At 68.6% G+C, this 14748-nt stretch carries 13 protein-coding genes; 7 read left to right on the top strand and 6 right to left on the bottom strand.

The features are described from left to right. Positions 1–311: 311 nt before the first annotated feature. Positions 312–905 (bottom strand): nitroreductase family protein, encoded by a 594-nt coding sequence (locus ADE01S_RS05670; RefSeq protein ID WP_062680491.1) that lies wholly within the window; start codon positions 903–905, stop codon positions 312–314. 100 nt (positions 906–1005) lie between these two features. Beyond that, on the bottom strand, positions 1006–1440 hold the full coding sequence (cadR, locus tag ADE01S_RS05665; protein ID WP_062680490.1) for a Cd(II)/Pb(II)-responsive transcriptional regulator: 435 nt from the start codon (positions 1438–1440) through the stop codon (positions 1006–1008). Positions 1441–1541: 101 nt separating this feature from the next. Between cadR and ADE01S_RS05655 the strand changes: the two genes are divergently transcribed. Further along, positions 1542–3971 carry a heavy metal translocating P-type ATPase gene (locus ADE01S_RS05655; protein WP_075873503.1) on the top strand — a complete coding sequence of 810 codons (2430 nt, stop codon included), beginning with the start codon at positions 1542–1544 and terminating at the stop codon, positions 3969–3971. Between the two features lie 85 nt (positions 3972–4056). On the opposite strand, the gene speG is transcribed toward ADE01S_RS05655, so the two are convergent. Beyond that, the gene (gene speG, locus ADE01S_RS05650; RefSeq protein WP_062680488.1) at positions 4057–4641 is read right to left on the bottom strand and encodes a spermidine N1-acetyltransferase; all 585 of its coding nucleotides are present in this window, start codon (positions 4639–4641) and stop codon (positions 4057–4059) included. A gap of 176 nt (positions 4642–4817) precedes the next feature. Between speG and ADE01S_RS05645 the strand changes: the two genes are divergently transcribed. Then, positions 4818–5132, top strand: coding sequence for a hypothetical protein (locus ADE01S_RS05645; protein WP_062680487.1), 315 nt, complete (start codon positions 4818–4820; stop codon positions 5130–5132). 74 nt (positions 5133–5206) lie between these two features. Beyond that, positions 5207–6940 (top strand): methyl-accepting chemotaxis protein, encoded by a 1734-nt coding sequence (locus ADE01S_RS32235; protein WP_062680486.1) that lies wholly within the window; start codon positions 5207–5209, stop codon positions 6938–6940. A gap of 6 nt (positions 6941–6946) precedes the next feature. On the opposite strand, the gene ADE01S_RS05635 is transcribed toward ADE01S_RS32235, so the two are convergent. Further along, the gene (locus ADE01S_RS05635; protein WP_062680485.1) at positions 6947–7861 is read right to left on the bottom strand and encodes a LysR family transcriptional regulator; all 915 of its coding nucleotides are present in this window, start codon (positions 7859–7861) and stop codon (positions 6947–6949) included. A 191-nt stretch (positions 7862–8052) separates the two neighbouring features. Between ADE01S_RS05635 and ADE01S_RS05630 the strand changes: the two genes are divergently transcribed. Genes ADE01S_RS05630 through ADE01S_RS05620 form a run of 3 tightly spaced genes read left to right on the top strand, consistent with a single transcriptional unit; the run spans position 8053 to position 11441 of the window. Continuing rightward, positions 8053–9357 (top strand): MFS transporter, encoded by a 1305-nt coding sequence (locus ADE01S_RS05630; RefSeq protein ID WP_062680484.1) that lies wholly within the window; start codon positions 8053–8055, stop codon positions 9355–9357. A gap of 25 nt (positions 9358–9382) precedes the next feature. Next, on the top strand, positions 9383–10876 hold the full coding sequence (locus ADE01S_RS05625; protein WP_062680483.1) for a M81 family metallopeptidase: 1494 nt from the start codon (positions 9383–9385) through the stop codon (positions 10874–10876). 43 nt (positions 10877–10919) lie between these two features. Next, a complete protein-coding gene (locus ADE01S_RS05620) occupies positions 10920–11441 on the top strand; it encodes a 2'-5' RNA ligase family protein (RefSeq protein ID WP_062680482.1) in 522 nt (173 codons plus the stop codon). A gap of 22 nt (positions 11442–11463) precedes the next feature. On the opposite strand, the gene ADE01S_RS05615 is transcribed toward ADE01S_RS05620, so the two are convergent. Both ADE01S_RS05615 and ADE01S_RS05610 read right to left on the bottom strand, forming a co-directional pair. After that, the gene (locus tag ADE01S_RS05615; protein ID WP_062680481.1) at positions 11464–12168 is read right to left on the bottom strand and encodes a riboflavin synthase; all 705 of its coding nucleotides are present in this window, start codon (positions 12166–12168) and stop codon (positions 11464–11466) included. A 103-nt stretch (positions 12169–12271) separates the two neighbouring features. Beyond that, positions 12272–13708, bottom strand: a complete 1437-nt coding sequence (locus tag ADE01S_RS05610; protein ID WP_165695671.1) for an aldehyde dehydrogenase family protein — start codon at positions 13706–13708, stop codon at positions 12272–12274. Positions 13709–13941: 233 nt separating this feature from the next. On the opposite strand from ADE01S_RS05610, the gene ADE01S_RS05605 reads away from it, so the two are divergent. Then, complete coding sequence (locus tag ADE01S_RS05605; RefSeq protein WP_062680479.1) at positions 13942–14745, top strand: FadR/GntR family transcriptional regulator; 804 nt, start codon at positions 13942–13944, stop codon at positions 14743–14745. The last annotated feature ends 3 nt before the right edge of the window (positions 14746–14748 follow it).

Below are 14748 nucleotides of genomic sequence, written 5' to 3'. Positions count from 1 at the left end.
GGCTGCCGTCGATAAAAAATGCCCCCACGCCGCGCACGCTACGCGCGCTTGCTGCCCCCCGAGGGGGCGCTTTTATCTTGGGGCGGCCCGGCGATAAAAAATGCCCCCACGCCGCGCACGCTACGCGCGCTTGCTGCCCCCCGAGGGGGCGCTTTTATCTTGGGGCGGCCCGGCGATAAAAAATGCCCCCACGCCGCGCACGCTACGCGCGCTTGCTGCCCCCCGAGGGGGCGCTTTTATCTTGGGGCGGCCCGGCGATAAAAAACCGGCCCTGAGGGCCGGTTCGCGGGAAACGACGGGAGCCAGGCCGCTCAGACCGGACCGTTCCACTCCGTGACGAATTCGCGGTAATCCGGGCGCTTGGCCGGGGGCACGCCGCAAGCCGGCGTGCCGATGGCGAGAAAGCCCAGGAAGCGGTAATCCAGCGCGTCCAGGCCGAGCGCATTCTGCACGTCTTCCACGTAGGTGCCGATACCGGTGCTCCAGAACGCGGCGTAGCCCAGCATGTGCACCGCGTTCAGCAGGTTCATGGTGGCCGCGCCGGTGGCCAGCAGTTGCTCCTGCTCGGGGATCTTGGTGTTGTCGTGCGCGATCTTCTGCGCCACGGCGACGAACAGCGGCACGCTCGCCATCCATTCGCGCACGGACTTTTCCTTCTCGGGCGTCATGCGCGGGTCGCCGCTACGCTTGACCGCGTCCAGCGCCAGGTCGGCCAGCTTGCCGATGGCCTCGCCGCGGATCACCACGAACCGCCACGGACGCAGCGCCCCATGGTCCGGAGCCGACATGGCGGCCTGCAGGATCTGTTCGAGTTCATCGGGCTTGGGCGCCGGGGCGCGGAGGAACTTGAAGGAACGGCGGGAAATCAGGGCGTGCAGCGGCGTGGCGGTCTGGGTAAGGGTCATGGATTCCTGCGCAAATGGGAAAGAAACATATTCTCATGATAAGCGATGGCCGCGGCCGGGGGGCCGATCCCCCGGCGCGCAGCAAGGACATCGCGCGGACTCAGCCCAGGTGGGTATGCCGTTCGTGACGCTCTTCCACCTGCATCTCGTTCAGGCCGTGCAGGATGCCGCAGTTCTCCGCGTCGGGCTGGGCCGACAGGCAGCGCTGGCGCAGCTCGGTCAGCTGGGATTTCAGTTGCGTGAGCTCGGCGATGCGCTCGTCCACGTGCGCGATGTGCTCGTCGAACAGCTCGTTAATGGGGCCGCAACCGCTCTGGTGATTGTCCGCCAGGGACAGGATGGCGCGGATTTCGTCCTGCGTCATGTCCAGCGCCCGGCAATTGCGGATCAGGCGCAGCCGCTCCAGTTGCGGTTGCCCGTAGCTGCGGTAGTTGTTCAGGCCTCTTTCCGGAGCGGGCAACAGCCCTTCCTTCTCGTAATACCTGATGGTTTCGACCGTGGTGCCGGTCGCTGTGGCCAATTCGCCGATACGCATCGTTGCCTCCCGGATCGCATCCGAATGATATTGGGGGGTTGACCCTATAGTAACTCCAAGGTGTGCAATAGCGTCACTAGGATATTTCAAGGCAGAGGACAATGTCTTTACCTCCGGTCAAACAACCCCAACATACGCCCGCCGGACATGGCGGCGCCTGCTGCGGACAGGAAGACAAGGCGCGCGATCACGCGAAGCACGATCATGCGGACCACGGCCACGATCATGACCATGGCCACGAGGGCCACGACCATGCCGGGCACGATCACGCCGCGCCCCGGGCCGAGGCCGCCTGCTGCGGCCACGACCACGCCGCCCAGCCGTTCACGGTGTCGGACGCCGGCGCGGCCACGCTCAGCGCCGGCCCCGGGCAGTTGCTGGCGCGCCTGCGCATCGGCCAGATGGACTGCCCCACCGAGGAAACGCTGATCCGCAAGAAGCTCGACAACCTGGATGGCGTCCATGCGCTGGACTTCAACCTGATGCAGCGCGTCCTGACGGTGGTGCACGCCGAGGGCGCGCTGGAGCGCATCCTGGCGGCCATCCGGTCGCTGGACATGACGCCGGAACCCCTGGCCGACGGCGCGCCGCGCACCCCCGCGCCCGCCGCCAAGGCCGTGAACTGGTGGCAGGTCGGCGGTGCCGGCGCGCTCGCGGCCCTGTCCGAACTGTCGCATTTCGCGGGCTGGCCGCTGGGCCTCACCGCCGCCCTGGCGGTAGCCGCCATTCTCGCCTGCGGCGTCAGCACCTACCGCAAGGGCTGGATCGCCGTGCGCAACGGCAACCTCAACATCAACGCCTTGATGAGCATCGCCGTCACCGGCGCCGTGCTGATCGGCCAATGGCCGGAGGCGGCCATGGTGATGTTCCTGTTCAACGTCGCCGAACTGATCGAGGCCCGCTCGCTGGACCGGGCGCGCAACGCCATCCGCGGCCTGCTCGACCTGGCCCCGGAAACGGCCACGGTGCGCCAGGCCGACGGCGGCTGGGCCGAAGTGCCCGCCGCCAGCCTGCGCGTGGGCGACATCGTGCGGGTGCGGCCGGGCGAGCGCATCGCGGCCGACGGCATCATCGTCAGCGGCAGTTCGGCCGTGGACCAATCCCCCATCACCGGAGAAAGCCTGCCGGTGGAAAAGGCCCAGGACGATCCCGTCTACGCGGCCACCGTGAACGCCTCCGGCTCCTTCGAATACCGCGTCACCGCGGCGGCCGGCAACACCACGCTGGCGCGCATCATCCACGCCGTGGAGCAGGCCCAGGGCGCCCGCGCGCCCACCCAGCGCTTCATCGACCGCTTTTCGCGCATCTACACGCCCGTGGTGGTCGGCATCGCGGCCCTGGTGGCCGTGGCGCCTCCGCTGCTGTGGAGCCAACCCTGGTACGACGCGATCTACCGCGCCCTGGCGCTGCTCATCATCGCCTGCCCCTGCGCCCTGGTGATTTCGACGCCGGTCAGCATCGTCAGCGGCCTGACGGCCGCGTCGCGGCGCGGCATCCTGGTCAAGGGCGGCGTCTACCTGGAAGAAGGCCGCAACCTGAAGTGGCTGGCGCTGGACAAGACCGGCACCCTCACCCACGGCAAGCCGGTGCAGACCGACCTGCAGGATTGGGAAGTGTCCGATTCCAGCCGCCAACCCGCGGCGCTGGTGGCCGCCAGCCTGGCCGCCCGCTCCGACCACCCCGTATCGCTGGCCGTGGCCGCCGCGGCGCGCGAGGCCGGCAAGGTCTTGCTCGACGTGGCCGACTTCGCCGCCCTGCCCGGGCGCGGCGTCTCCGGCGTGATCGACGGCGTGGCCTTCCAGCTGGGCAACCTCCGCCTGATGCGCGAAGCCGGCGTCGCCAGCGCGGCCCTGGAAGCGCGCATGGAAGAACTCGAACGCCAGGGCAAGAGCGTCATCGCGCTCACCGACGGCAGCCGGGTGCTGGCGCTGGCCGCCGTGGCCGACACAGTCAAGCCCACCAGCGCGGCCGCCATCGCGGACCTGCACGCCCTGGGCGTGCGCACCCTGATGCTAACCGGAGACAACACGCCCACGGCGCAGGCCATCGCCCGCCAGGTCGGCATCGACGAAGCCCGCGGCGATCAGCTGCCCGAGGACAAGCTGGCCGCCATCGAGAGCAAGCTGTCGCGGGAAGGCGGCGTCGGCATGGTGGGCGACGGCATCAACGACGCCCCCGCGCTGGCCCGCGCCGACATCGGCTTCGCCATGGGCGCGGCCGGCACCGGCACCGCCATCGAAACCGCCGACGTGGCGCTGATGGACGACGACCTGCGCAAGATCGGCGTGTTCCTGCGCCTGTCTCGCGCCACGCACAGCGTGCTGGTGCAGAACATCGCGCTGGCGCTGGGCATCAAGGCCGTGTTCCTGGCGCTGGCCATGACCGGCAACGCCACGCTGTGGATGGCCGTGTTCGCCGACGTGGGCGCCAGCCTGCTGGTGGTGGCCAACGGCTTGCGGCTGCTGCGCGCCGCGCCCGCCGCCGGCGAGGGCGGCCGGGTCGCCCAGCCCCGAGACGGCGTCCCCGCCTGACCCGCCCTCCTCGCGGTGTCCCGCTCCGCCCTTTCCGGGCGGGCGCCCCGGCCGCGCGCCGGGGCCGCCTCGCGGCGGACAGAGTTCAGCCCGCCTGCTCTTCCTGCGGCCAGTCGCGCAGCACGGGCGCGTCCGGCGCGCCCGGGCCCACGTCGCGCAGATGGTCTTTCTGCAGCAGCGCCATGCGGTAGGCATCGCGATAGGCGCCGTTCGAGAAGAACTCTTCCTTCAACAGGCCCTCGATGCGGAACCCGCAGCGTTCGTAGATATGGACGGCGGCGCTGTTGTCCTTGTCCACGACGAGATAGACCTTGTGCAGGTTCAGCACGCGGAAGGCATAGCCCACCGCGATGCGGGTCGCCGCCTTGGCGTAGCCCCGGCCCTGGTAGCTGGGCGCGATGATGATCTGGAATTCCGCGCGGCGGTGGATGTAGTCGATCTCCACCAGCTCGACCAGGCCGGCCGGCTGGCCGGTGTCGTGCTCGATGATGAAACGCCGCTCGTTCTGGTCGTGCAAGTGGCGGTCGTACAGGGCGACCAGTTCGTCGTAGGCCTCGTAGGGCTCTTCGAACCAGTAGCGCATGATCACGTCGTTATTGTTGATCTTGTGCACGAAGTGCAGGTCGCCGCGCTCCAGCGGGCGAATTTTGATATCGGATATGACCGACATGGATACCTCCGGAAGTGGCTCCATTCTATTCCTTGCCCGTCCCTGAATTTTCAGAAAATTCTTATCCCCGGGCCATGGAACTTGTCGCAATATTTCAACCCTTTGCAACGATTTACAAAATTTTTGCGGCAAGGCGCCACCTCGGTCGAGCGCCCGCACACGAAGGGGACGGCGCCATGGAAATGAACGAACGCGATCTTTTGCTCACGCTGGCGGACACCGTCCGCAAGCTCGCCAACGCGGTCGCGATCAGCCACGCGCAGCTGGAGGCCCTGCGCACGGTCGTGATCGGCGTGCATAACGCGCTCTACGGCATGCCGGAACTCCAGGCCCGGATCGAGCAATCGCTGGGCGGCTCCATCGAAGGCGATTTCGCGCAGGCCCTGGGCTCGCCGCAAAACGACGACGCCCTGCGTCAACGCCAGGAATGGCTCTCCGCGCTGATCCCCGCCGACGTCTGGGAAAAAGTGCGGCCGCGCTCGCACGCCTGACCCGCCGCCGGCGCCCAGCCGGCGTTTCCCCGCAGGCGCCGGACCCGCCGGGCCTGCCTCCTAAAGGAAATCCAATGTTCCAGAACCTCAAGGTGCGCACCTGCGTACTCGCCCTGCTATTCCTGCTGTCCGGCGCCATGCTCGTGTCCAACGGCGCCTCGTGGCTCAGCCTGAACACCAGCAACCGCAACCTGGCCGAGGTCAACGACGCCTATTCGCTGCAGGCCACCGAGCTCAACAACGCCTACCTGCTGTTCCTGCGCGCGCGCCTGCTGCTGGCCAACACCTTCATGGACCAGCAACTGCAGCGGCAGGCCGAGGCCGCGGACGAACTGAAGAGCGCGATCGCGATGCAGTCGGAAGCGTCCGAACGCCTGGACGCGTTCATCCGCGCGCCCCACCTGGAAGGCGCCAGCGCCCACGTGGCCGAACTTGAGAAGGCCGCCGTTTCCTACCGCGGCGCGATCGACGCCCAGATCCGCGCGCTCACCGCCCAGGACATCGACGCCTTCCGCGCCCAGGCCGCGCAATCGCGCAGCGTCACGCTCACGTTCAACAAGGCCGCCCTGGACTTCCTGGCCTTCATCGACCAGGCCACCAACCGCATGGTCGAGGACGCCCAGGTCGACCACCGGCGCGCCCGCGTGATCGCCATCGCCATGGTCGTCATCACCCTCGCGCTGGCCCTGCTCGCATGGCTGTTCCTGCGCGGCATGGTGCTGCGCCCCCTGCAGGAAGCCGGCGCCTGCTTCGAACGGATCGCCGAAGGCGACTTCACCGGCCGGATCGAGGTCCGCAACAGCAACGAGATCGGCTTGATGTTCGCCGCCATCAAGCGCATGCAGGACAGCCTGACGCGCACGGTATCCGCGGTCCACCGGGGCGTGGAAGAGATCACCGTGGGCGCCCACCAGATCGCCGCCGGCAACCACGACCTGTCCAGCCGCACCGAGGAACAGGCCGCCTCGCTGGAGGAAACCGCCGCCTCCATGGAACAGATCGCCGCCACGGTGAAGCAGAACGCCGACAACGCGCGCCAGGCGAACCAGCTGGCCGGCACCGCCTCCGAGGTGGCGCAGCGCGGCAGCGCCGCGGTGGCCGAAGTCGTCAACACCATGCAGAACATCACCGACAGCTCCAGCAAGGTCGTGGAGATCGTCTCGGTCATCGACGGCATCGCCTTCCAGACCAACATCCTGGCGCTCAACGCCGCCGTGGAGGCCGCCCGCGCGGGCGATCAGGGCAAGGGCTTCGCCGTGGTCGCCGGCGAGGTGCGGTCGCTGGCGCAGCGCAGCGCCCAGGCCGCCAAGGAAATCAAGTTGCTGATCACCGATTCGGCCGCCGCCGTCGAAGCGGGCTCGGGCCAGGTCGAGCGGGCCGGCGCCACCATGCAGGACATCGTGAGGTCCGTGACCCGCGTGGCCGACATCATGGGCGAGATCACCGCCGCGTCCGAGGAACAGGCCTCCGGCATCGACCAGGTCAACCGGGCTGTCGCGCAGATGGACGAGGTCACCCAGCAGAACGCCGCGCTGGTCGAGCAGGCCGCGGCCGCGTCCGGCTCGCTGGAAGAGCAGGCGCAGGGGCTGCGCAAGGCGGTCTCCATCTTCAAGATCAACGCCCCCGACGTCATCGACGTGGCCGCCCATCAAGTGGACCGGCACGCCCTGGCGCCCGCGGCGGACGCCGCGCCCCGCGGCAGCGCGCCTCGCGCCGGCACGCGCCGCCCGGCGCCGCCGGAAGCCGCGGTGGCCCTGGCCGGCGCCGCCCAGCGCCCCGCCACGCAGCAGGACTGGAGCGCGTTCTAAGCGGCCTCAGCGCTGCGCGAACGCCGGCAGGCGCTGCTCGATCCGCCGCGCCAGCTCGTTGGCGGCGGACGACAGCGGCCGTCCCAGGCGCAGCAGCGCCTGGCACTCCGGCGCGCTCAGGATCGGATGCTCGATAGGGATCGCCACGAGCTGGCCGCTGGCCAGCTCGTGGTGCACGCCCAGGGTGGGCATCAGCGTCACGCCCGCCCCCGTCATCGCATATTGCTTGAGCACGCGCAGCGAATTGGTGGTGAGGCTGGGCGTCAGGTGCACGCGTTCGGTGAACTCCAGCAGGTCCACCGCCTGGCGCAGCCCGTAGGGCGAAGACATCAAGGCGAACGGATACGGCAGGATGTCGGCGATGGTCAGCGGCGCGCGCCGCCTGGCCAGCGCGTGGCCCCGGCCGGCCAGCAGGCAGACGGGATGCTTGCGGCTCGCGCGGCAACGCAGGCGCGGATCGACGGGCGGGTTGTAGGCCAGCCCGATGTGCGCGGCGTCCGTCGCCACGGCCTCGACCACCTCGTTCACCGACCCCACGTTCACGCTGATGTTGATCTGCGGAAATTCGATGCAGAACGGCCCCACCACGTGCTCCATCAGGCTGTCGATGAAGCCTTCGCTGATCATCAGGTGGACGTTGCCGCGCTGCATGCCGCGCCATTCCTGCAGGCGCGCGTTCAGGTGTTCCTGCTGCGCGCGGCAGCCCCGGTAGTACTCCAGCAGCATATCGGCCGCCTCGGTGGGGGCCAGCCCGCGCGCGCGGCGCTCGAACAGCTGCACGCCCAGTTCCTTCTCCAGCAGCTGGATCTGCCGGCTGATGACGGACGGGGCCGTGCCGAGCTTGTCGGCGGCGCCCCGTATCGACCCGCAAGCCACGACCTCGTGGAAGTACCTCAGGCGGACCTGGCTGATTTCCTGCATATCCCTGTGTTCCCCAGGCACGGACGCGCCGGCCGTTGATCGCCCCTGCGTTGCCCGCAAGGCAACGATAATTTATCACCTTAGTCATTGTTTCGAACGCGTGCGCTTCCAATAATGGCAGCGCCGGGAGCACGAGACTTCCGGCTTCATTCCCAGCCATCGCGGGCGCAGACCCGCGCAGGAGACATGCAATGCCGCAGCCCCCGAGCACGCCGGGCGCCGACCCGCGCCTGGCCCCCCTCTATCGCAAGATCACCTGGCGCCTGCTGCCGTTCTTGCTGCTCTGCTACGTATTCGCCTACCTGGACCGCATCAACATCGGCTTCGCCAAGCTGCAGATGCAGCAGGACGTCGGCATCTCCGACGCGGTCTACGGCCTGGGCGCAGGCATCTTCTTCCTGGGCTACGTGCTGTTCGAGGTGCCCAGCAACCTCCTGCTGACCCGCATTGGCGCGCGCCGCACCATCAGCCGCATCATGGTGCTGTGGGGCCTGACCTCGGCCTCGATGCTGTTCGTGCAGGGCGAGTGGAGCTTCTACGCCCTGCGCTTCATGCTGGGGGTGTTCGAGGCGGGCTTCGCGCCCGGGATGATCTTCTACCTGACCTATTGGTATTCGCAGTCCCGCATGGCGGGCGTGATGGCGGTGGTGATGCTGGCCGGCCCCATCGGCGGCATCGTGGGCGGCCCCGTGTCCGCCTGGATCATGACGTCCTTCTCGGGCGCGCACGGGCTCGATGGCTGGCAATGGATGTTCCTGCTGGAAGGCCTGCCCTGCGTGCTGCTGGGCGTGATCGCCTTCCGCTACCTCGACGACAAGCCGGCCGAGGCCCGCTGGCTCGACGCCGAGGAAAAGGCGCTGCTGGCCGCGGACCTGGACACGCGCGGCGCGCAGCAGAAGCACGCGTTCGCGCAGGTGCTGCGCGACCCGGCCATCTACGGCATGGCCCTCACGTATTTCTGCCTGATCTGCGGCATCTATGCCGTCAGCTTCTGGCTGCCCACCCTGCTCAAGATCGCGGGCGTGCAGGACACCATGGAAATCGGCCTGTACTCGGCCATCCCGTACCTGGCGGCGGCCCTCTTCATGCTGTGGTTCGCGCGCAGTTCGGACCGGATGCAGGAACGGCGCTGGCACACCCTGGTTCCCGCGCTGATGGCCGGCGTGGCGCTGTGCGTGGCCACCGCCGCGCCGACGCAATTCGCGCTTTCCCTGACCGCGATCACGCTGGCCACGGGGTTCATGTGGGCCGCATACACGGTATTCTGGGCCATCCCTTCGCAGTACCTGAAGGGCGAGGCGGCCGCCGGCGGCATCGCGCTCATCAACAGCATCGGCCTGCTCGGCGGGTTCCTCAGCCCGTCGATCATCGGCTGGTCCAAGGAGGCCACCGGCTCGCTGGCCGGCGGCCTGTACGTGATCTCCGCCTTGCTGGTGGCCGGCGCCCTGCTGTTGCTGGTGAACCGCCCTCCCCGGCATGCGTCCGCCCGCGCCTGACGTCCCAACCCACAGGAAACCCATCATGCATATTCTGGTTGCTGGCTTCCAGCACGAAACCAACACCTTCGCGCCCTCCCTGGCGGGATACGAGAACTTCGTCCGGGGCGAAGGCTTCCCCGCCATGGTGCGCGGCGAGGACATGCTGGCGCTGCGCGAGGTCAACATTCCCGCGGGCGGCTTCATCAACGCGGCGCTGGCCCAGGGCCATACGGTGCGCACCGTGATCTGGGCGGGCGCCAGCCCCTCGGCCCACGTCACCCGCGACGCCTACGAGCGCATCGCCGGCGAAATCCTGGAGGCCGCGCGCGCGGCCTCCTTCGACGCCGTCTACCTCGACCTGCACGGCGCCATGGTCGCCCAGCACCTGGACGACGGCGAAGGCGAGCTGCTGGCGCGCATGCGCGAGATCGTCGGGCCCGACGTGCCGGTGATCGCCAGCCTGGACCTGCACGCCAACGTCACCGCGCAGATGCTGCAGGCGGCCGACGGCCTGGCCGCGTTCCGCACCTATCCGCACGTGGACATGGCCGATACCGGCGAGCACGCGGCCCGGCTGCTGCAGGCCCGCATCGCCGCCGGCGGCGGCTGGCACCGCAGCGAGCGCCGCCTGCCCTTCCTGATCCCGATCAACGGCATGTGCACGATGCTGGAGCCCTCCCGCGGCGTGTACGAACTGCTGGCGCGGCTGGAGCAGACGCCGGGCGTGGCCTCCATCTCCTTCGCGCCGGGCTTTCCGGCGGCGGACTTCCCCGAATGCGGCCCGGTGGTATGGGCCTACGGCACCGACGCCGGGGCGGTCGAACGCGTGACCGAAACGCTCTATCAACGGGTGCTGGAACTGGAACCGCAGTGGTCGCCGGACTTCCTGGAGCCCGCCGAGGCAGTGCGCCGCGCCCAGGCGCTGGCGGCGGGCGCCTCCCGCCCGGTGGTGATCGCGGACACGCAGGACAATCCCGGCGCGGGCGGCGACGCCAACACCACGGGCATGCTGCGCGCCCTGGTCGAGGCCGACGCGCAGAACGCCGCGCTGGGGCTGTTCTACGACCCCGAGGCCGTGCGCCAGGCCCGCGAAGCCGGGATCGGCGGCAAGCTGCGGCTCAAGCTGGGCGGCCAGTCCGGCGTCGCCGGAGACGCCGCGTTCGAAGGCGAGTTCACCGTCGAGACGCTGTCTCCCGGCAAGCTGCGCTTCGACGGGCCGATGATGCACGGCATGGACGTGGACCTGGAGGCCGTGGCCTGCCTGCGCATCGGCGGCGTGCGGGTGGTGGTCAGCGCCACCAAGTCGCAGATGCTGGACCGCAACCTGTTCCGCGTGGGCGGCGTGCAACCCGAGGAAATGGGCATCCTGGTCGTGAAGAGCTCGGTGCACTTCCGCGCGGACTTCCAGCCCATCGCGCACGAGGTGCTGGTGGCCAAGGCCCCCGGCCCCATGCAGGCCGATCCGGCCGACCTGCCCTGGACGCGCCTGCGGCCGGGCATGCGCATCAAGCCCCTGGGCGAGGCGTTCTCCTACTGAAGGCCGGCTTGGTTTCCGCGCAACGGGGTGGCAGACTGGCGCAATGAAGAAGATCTTCACGCTCGCCTATCCCACCCTGCGCCCGGCGGACGCCGGGTTCATCGAGGAATTCCGGCGCCAGCACGACGGCCAGCAGCGGCTGGCCAAGGCGCATTTCACGGTGGCGTTCGGCTGCGCCGGGCTCGATGAACAGGCCTACCTCAGGCATGTGGAAGAGGTCGCCCGCTCGCAGGCGCCCATCGCCTTCGTGTGCCGGTACGCCATGCTGGGCGCCGACACGGCGCAGGCATACGCCTACCTGGTGCCCGACGAAGGCTGCAGCCGGCTGTCGCGGCTCCATGACGCGCTGTACCGCCAGATGCTGGCGCCGGCGCTGCGCCTGGACATCCCCTACGTGCCGCACATCACCATCGGTTCGTCCAGCAACCGCGCCTTGATGAAATCGCTGTGCGACGAACTGAACCGGGGCGCTATCGACATCCCCGGTTCGGTGGAACGCCTGACGGTGGCGGCGCTGGAGAACGGCGTGCTGACCGACCTGACCTCGTTCCCGCTGGCCGGATGAGGCGGCGCGCCCCGCCTCCGCGCTACTTCAGCTTGCCCTGCGGGCTGACGAAATCCTCCAGCGTCAGGCCCTTTTCCTTCAGGATGGCTTCCAGCAGCGGCTGCAGCTTGCCCAGGCTTTCCTGGACGGTTTCGCGCACGGTGTCGACCACCACCTGCGTGCTGCGCTCGATCTCGATATTGACGGAATCGCCCGCCTGCTTGTCTTCGAAGACCGTCATGCGGCGGGTTTCGGGGATCAGCCAGACTTCGAACCAGCCTTCGGCGCGGTTGACTTCCGACACCGTCAAGCTCGCGCCGTTGATGGCGATATAGCCCTTGGCGAAGACGTACTTGCGGAAATCCTGGGGGATGCTGAAGCGCATCAGGCGGTTGGTATCCGAAGACTTCACCATGAGGACTTCGGAGGTGAAGTCCACGTGGCCGGACAAGGGATGGCCGCCGATCTCGGCGCCGTCCTTGGCCGCGCGCTCGACGTTGGCGCGATCGCCTTCCTGGTAGCTGCCCAGCGTGGTGATGGCCAGGCTTTGCAGCATGACGTCGAACGTGGCCCGGCTCTCGCCCAGCAGCTCGGTAACGGTGAGGCAGACGCCGTCGGTCGACACGCTGGCGCCTACCGCCAGGTCCACGCAGAATCCGGGCGGAAAATCGAGCGTAAACGTGCGCAGGCCCTCGCGGTCGGAGATCTTCGCGATCTTCGCGGTGCCTTGGACAATACCTGTGAACATGGGAATCCTGGAAGCGGGCGCGGCGGCCCCTGCAAGCAAAACATCAACGTTAACCGATATTTTGCCAGGGTCCGCCGCGGCGTCTTCCCGAGCCCCGGGGGCTTCAGTGCTTGATGGCGATGGTCTTCAGCGTGGTGAAGCCGTACAGGGCCTCGAAGCCCTTCTCGCGGCCGTAGCCCGACTGGCGCGAACCGCCGAACGGCAGTTCGACGCCGCCGCCGGCGCCGTAGTTGTTGATGAACACCTGGCCGGCGCGCAGCTTGCGGGCCAGGCGCAACTGGCGGCCGCCGTCGCGGGTCCAGACGCCCGCCACCAGGCCGTACAGCGTGCCGTTGGCGATTTCCAGCGCCTCTTCCTCGGTGTCGAACACCATGGCGGCCAGCACCGGGCCGAAGACTTCTTCCTGCGCCAGGCGGCTGTCGGACGGCACGTCGCGGAACAGCACCGGCGGCTGGTAGAAGCCGGCCTCGGGCGTGCCTTCCTTGAGCTTGCCGCGCGCGGCGACCTTCATGCCGGCGCCTTCCGCTTCGGCCAGGAAGCCGCGCACGCGGTCCTGCTGGCGGGCATTGATCAGCGGACCGACGTCCAGGTCGGCCGCGGCCGGGCCGGTGACCGTGGCCGAGAACGCGTCCGACAGGCGCTTGAGCACGGTTTCATAGACGCCGCGCTGGATCAGCACGCGGCTGCCGGCCGAGCAGGTCTGCCCGGCGTTCTGGATGATGGCGGCCAGCAGCACCGGCAGCGCGGCGTCCAGGTCGGCATCGTCGAACACGATCTGGGGCGACTTGCCGCCCAGTTCCAGCGTGACCGGCACGTGGTTTTCGGCGGCGGCGTGCGCCACCATCTTGCCCGTCTGCGGCGAGCCGGTGAAGGAAATGTGGTCGATGCCCGGATGCGCGGACAGCGCCGCGCCGGCTTCGTGGCCGTAGCCGGTGCAGATGTTCAGGGCGCCGGCCGGCAGGCCCGCCTCGGCGGCGATCTCGGCCAGCTTCAAGAGCGAAAGGCAGGCGTCCTCGGCGGGCTTGACCACGCAGGCATTGCCGGCGGCCAGCGCCGCGCCCACGCTGCGGCCGAAGATCTGCAAGGGGTAGTTCCAGGGCACGATGTGGCCGGTGACGCCGTGCGGCTCGCGCACCGTCAGGACCGTGAAGCCCGGGTTGTAGGGAATGGTCTCGCCGTGCAGCTTGTCGACCGCCCCGGCGTAGAACTCGAAATAGCGGGCCACGGCGGCGGCGTCGGCGCGCGCCTGCTTGATGGGCTTGCCGGTGTCGGCCGATTCCAGCTGGGCCAGCTCTTCCTGGCGATCCAGCAGCGCGAAGGCGATGCGCATGAGCAGGCGGCTGCGGGCGGCGGGCGCCATCTGGCCCCACTCGCCTTCGTAGGCTTCGCGGGCCGCCGTCACGGCGCGGTCGACGTCGGCCTGGCCCGAGCGCGCGATCGCCTCGAAAGGCTTGCCATCGGACGGGTTCAGGACGGGAATGGTTTCACCGGTGGCGGCGGCCACCCATTGGTTGGCGATAAAGTTCTTCTGAGTCACGATGTGCGGAGTAAAGTAGCGGCCGGACGGCCGGTTGCGGGTAGCCTGTGTTGCGCTATCGGGCCAAGGTACGGGAGCCGTCGATAACTTGTCAATTGAATTGACAGCTTTTGTCCCAAGAGTCAGGATATTTTTCCGCCATCTCGGGTTATCCCTAATAATTCAGCGGTTTAATGCCGCCCCGGACTTGTCATGGCGACTGACAAACCCGGGCTCATGCAATCAGGAGCGCGCCGATGAGCAACGTGCGGGATCCGCAGCTGGCCTCGCTGCTGGAGGCGGCCAACCGCGTCCGCCCCGAACTGGACGTGCTGGCCGAAGTGGCTTCCGGCCTGGGCTACGTGCGCGCCGAGCGCTTCGCCGAGCGCGTGTACGAAAGCCTGTTCTACGCCATCGCCACCGGCAAGATCGCGCCGGGCAGCAAGCTGCCCACCGAACTGGAATTGGCCGCGTTGTTCGAGGTGTCGCGCCCGGTCGTGCGGCAGGCGCTGGACCGCCTGCGCGAGGACCAGCTGGTGGATTCCATCCGCGGCTCGGGTTCCTACGTGCGCGCCAAGCCCGACCTGATGGGCGGCATGCCCGCGGTGGACCCGGCGCGCCGCGTCGGCCACATCCTGGAGGGCCTGGAATTGCGCATGGTGATCGAACCCGAATGCGCCTACCTGGCCGCCTTGCGCCGCACCGACGAAGACCTGCGGGAAATGGACCGCATGTTGACCGGCTACGAAGAAGCCGATGCCTCGGGCGCCATCGCCCACCACCACGATTACGGCTTCCATCGCGCCATCGCGGCGGCCACCGGCAACCAGCGCTTCGTGCAGGTGCTGAAATCGCTGGAGTACGACGTCAGCCACGCGGTGAACGTGATGCGCCACCTGGTTCACAGCGAACCCTGGAAGCGCACCCGCGCCGCCATCGACGAACACCGGCACATCTACCGGCTGATCCAGGAGCAGGACGCCGACGGCGCGCGCAACGTCATGCGCGCCCATATTGAAAAAGCCCGCAGCCGCATGCTCAACAGCGGCCCGGAACATTGAGCA

The sequence above is a fragment of the Achromobacter denitrificans NBRC 15125 genome (assembly GCF_001571365.1).
GTDB lineage: Bacteria > Pseudomonadota > Gammaproteobacteria > Burkholderiales > Burkholderiaceae_B > Achromobacter > Achromobacter denitrificans.
This window is presented reverse-complemented; position numbering and strand designations above follow the sequence as displayed.

Bases quoted from the DNA above. Each gene is read 5' to 3' on its own strand.
- ADE01S_RS32235 (WP_062680486.1), top strand. From the start codon at position 5,207: ATGTTCCAGAACCTCAAGGTGCGCACCTGCGTACTCGCCCTGCTATTC.
- ADE01S_RS05605 (WP_062680479.1), top strand. From the start codon at position 13,942: ATGAGCAACGTGCGGGATCCGCAGCTGGCCTCGCTGCTGGAGGCGGCC.
- speG (WP_062680488.1), bottom strand. From the start codon at position 4,641: ATGTCGGTCATATCCGATATCAAAATTCGCCCGCTGGAGCGCGGCGAC.
- ADE01S_RS05620 (WP_062680482.1), top strand. From the start codon at position 10,920: ATGAAGAAGATCTTCACGCTCGCCTATCCCACCCTGCGCCCGGCGGAC.
- ADE01S_RS05630 (WP_062680484.1), top strand. From the start codon at position 8,053: ATGCCGCAGCCCCCGAGCACGCCGGGCGCCGACCCGCGCCTGGCCCCC.
- ADE01S_RS05615 (WP_062680481.1), bottom strand. From the start codon at position 12,168: ATGTTCACAGGTATTGTCCAAGGCACCGCGAAGATCGCGAAGATCTCC.
- ADE01S_RS05655 (WP_075873503.1), top strand. From the start codon at position 1,542: ATGTCTTTACCTCCGGTCAAACAACCCCAACATACGCCCGCCGGACAT.
- ADE01S_RS05635 (WP_062680485.1), bottom strand. From the start codon at position 7,861: ATGCAGGAAATCAGCCAGGTCCGCCTGAGGTACTTCCACGAGGTCGTG.
- ADE01S_RS05625 (WP_062680483.1), top strand. From the start codon at position 9,383: ATGCATATTCTGGTTGCTGGCTTCCAGCACGAAACCAACACCTTCGCG.
- ADE01S_RS05645 (WP_062680487.1), top strand. From the start codon at position 4,818: ATGGAAATGAACGAACGCGATCTTTTGCTCACGCTGGCGGACACCGTC.
- cadR (WP_062680490.1), bottom strand. From the start codon at position 1,440: ATGCGTATCGGCGAATTGGCCACAGCGACCGGCACCACGGTCGAAACC.
- ADE01S_RS05670 (WP_062680491.1), bottom strand. From the start codon at position 905: ATGACCCTTACCCAGACCGCCACGCCGCTGCACGCCCTGATTTCCCGC.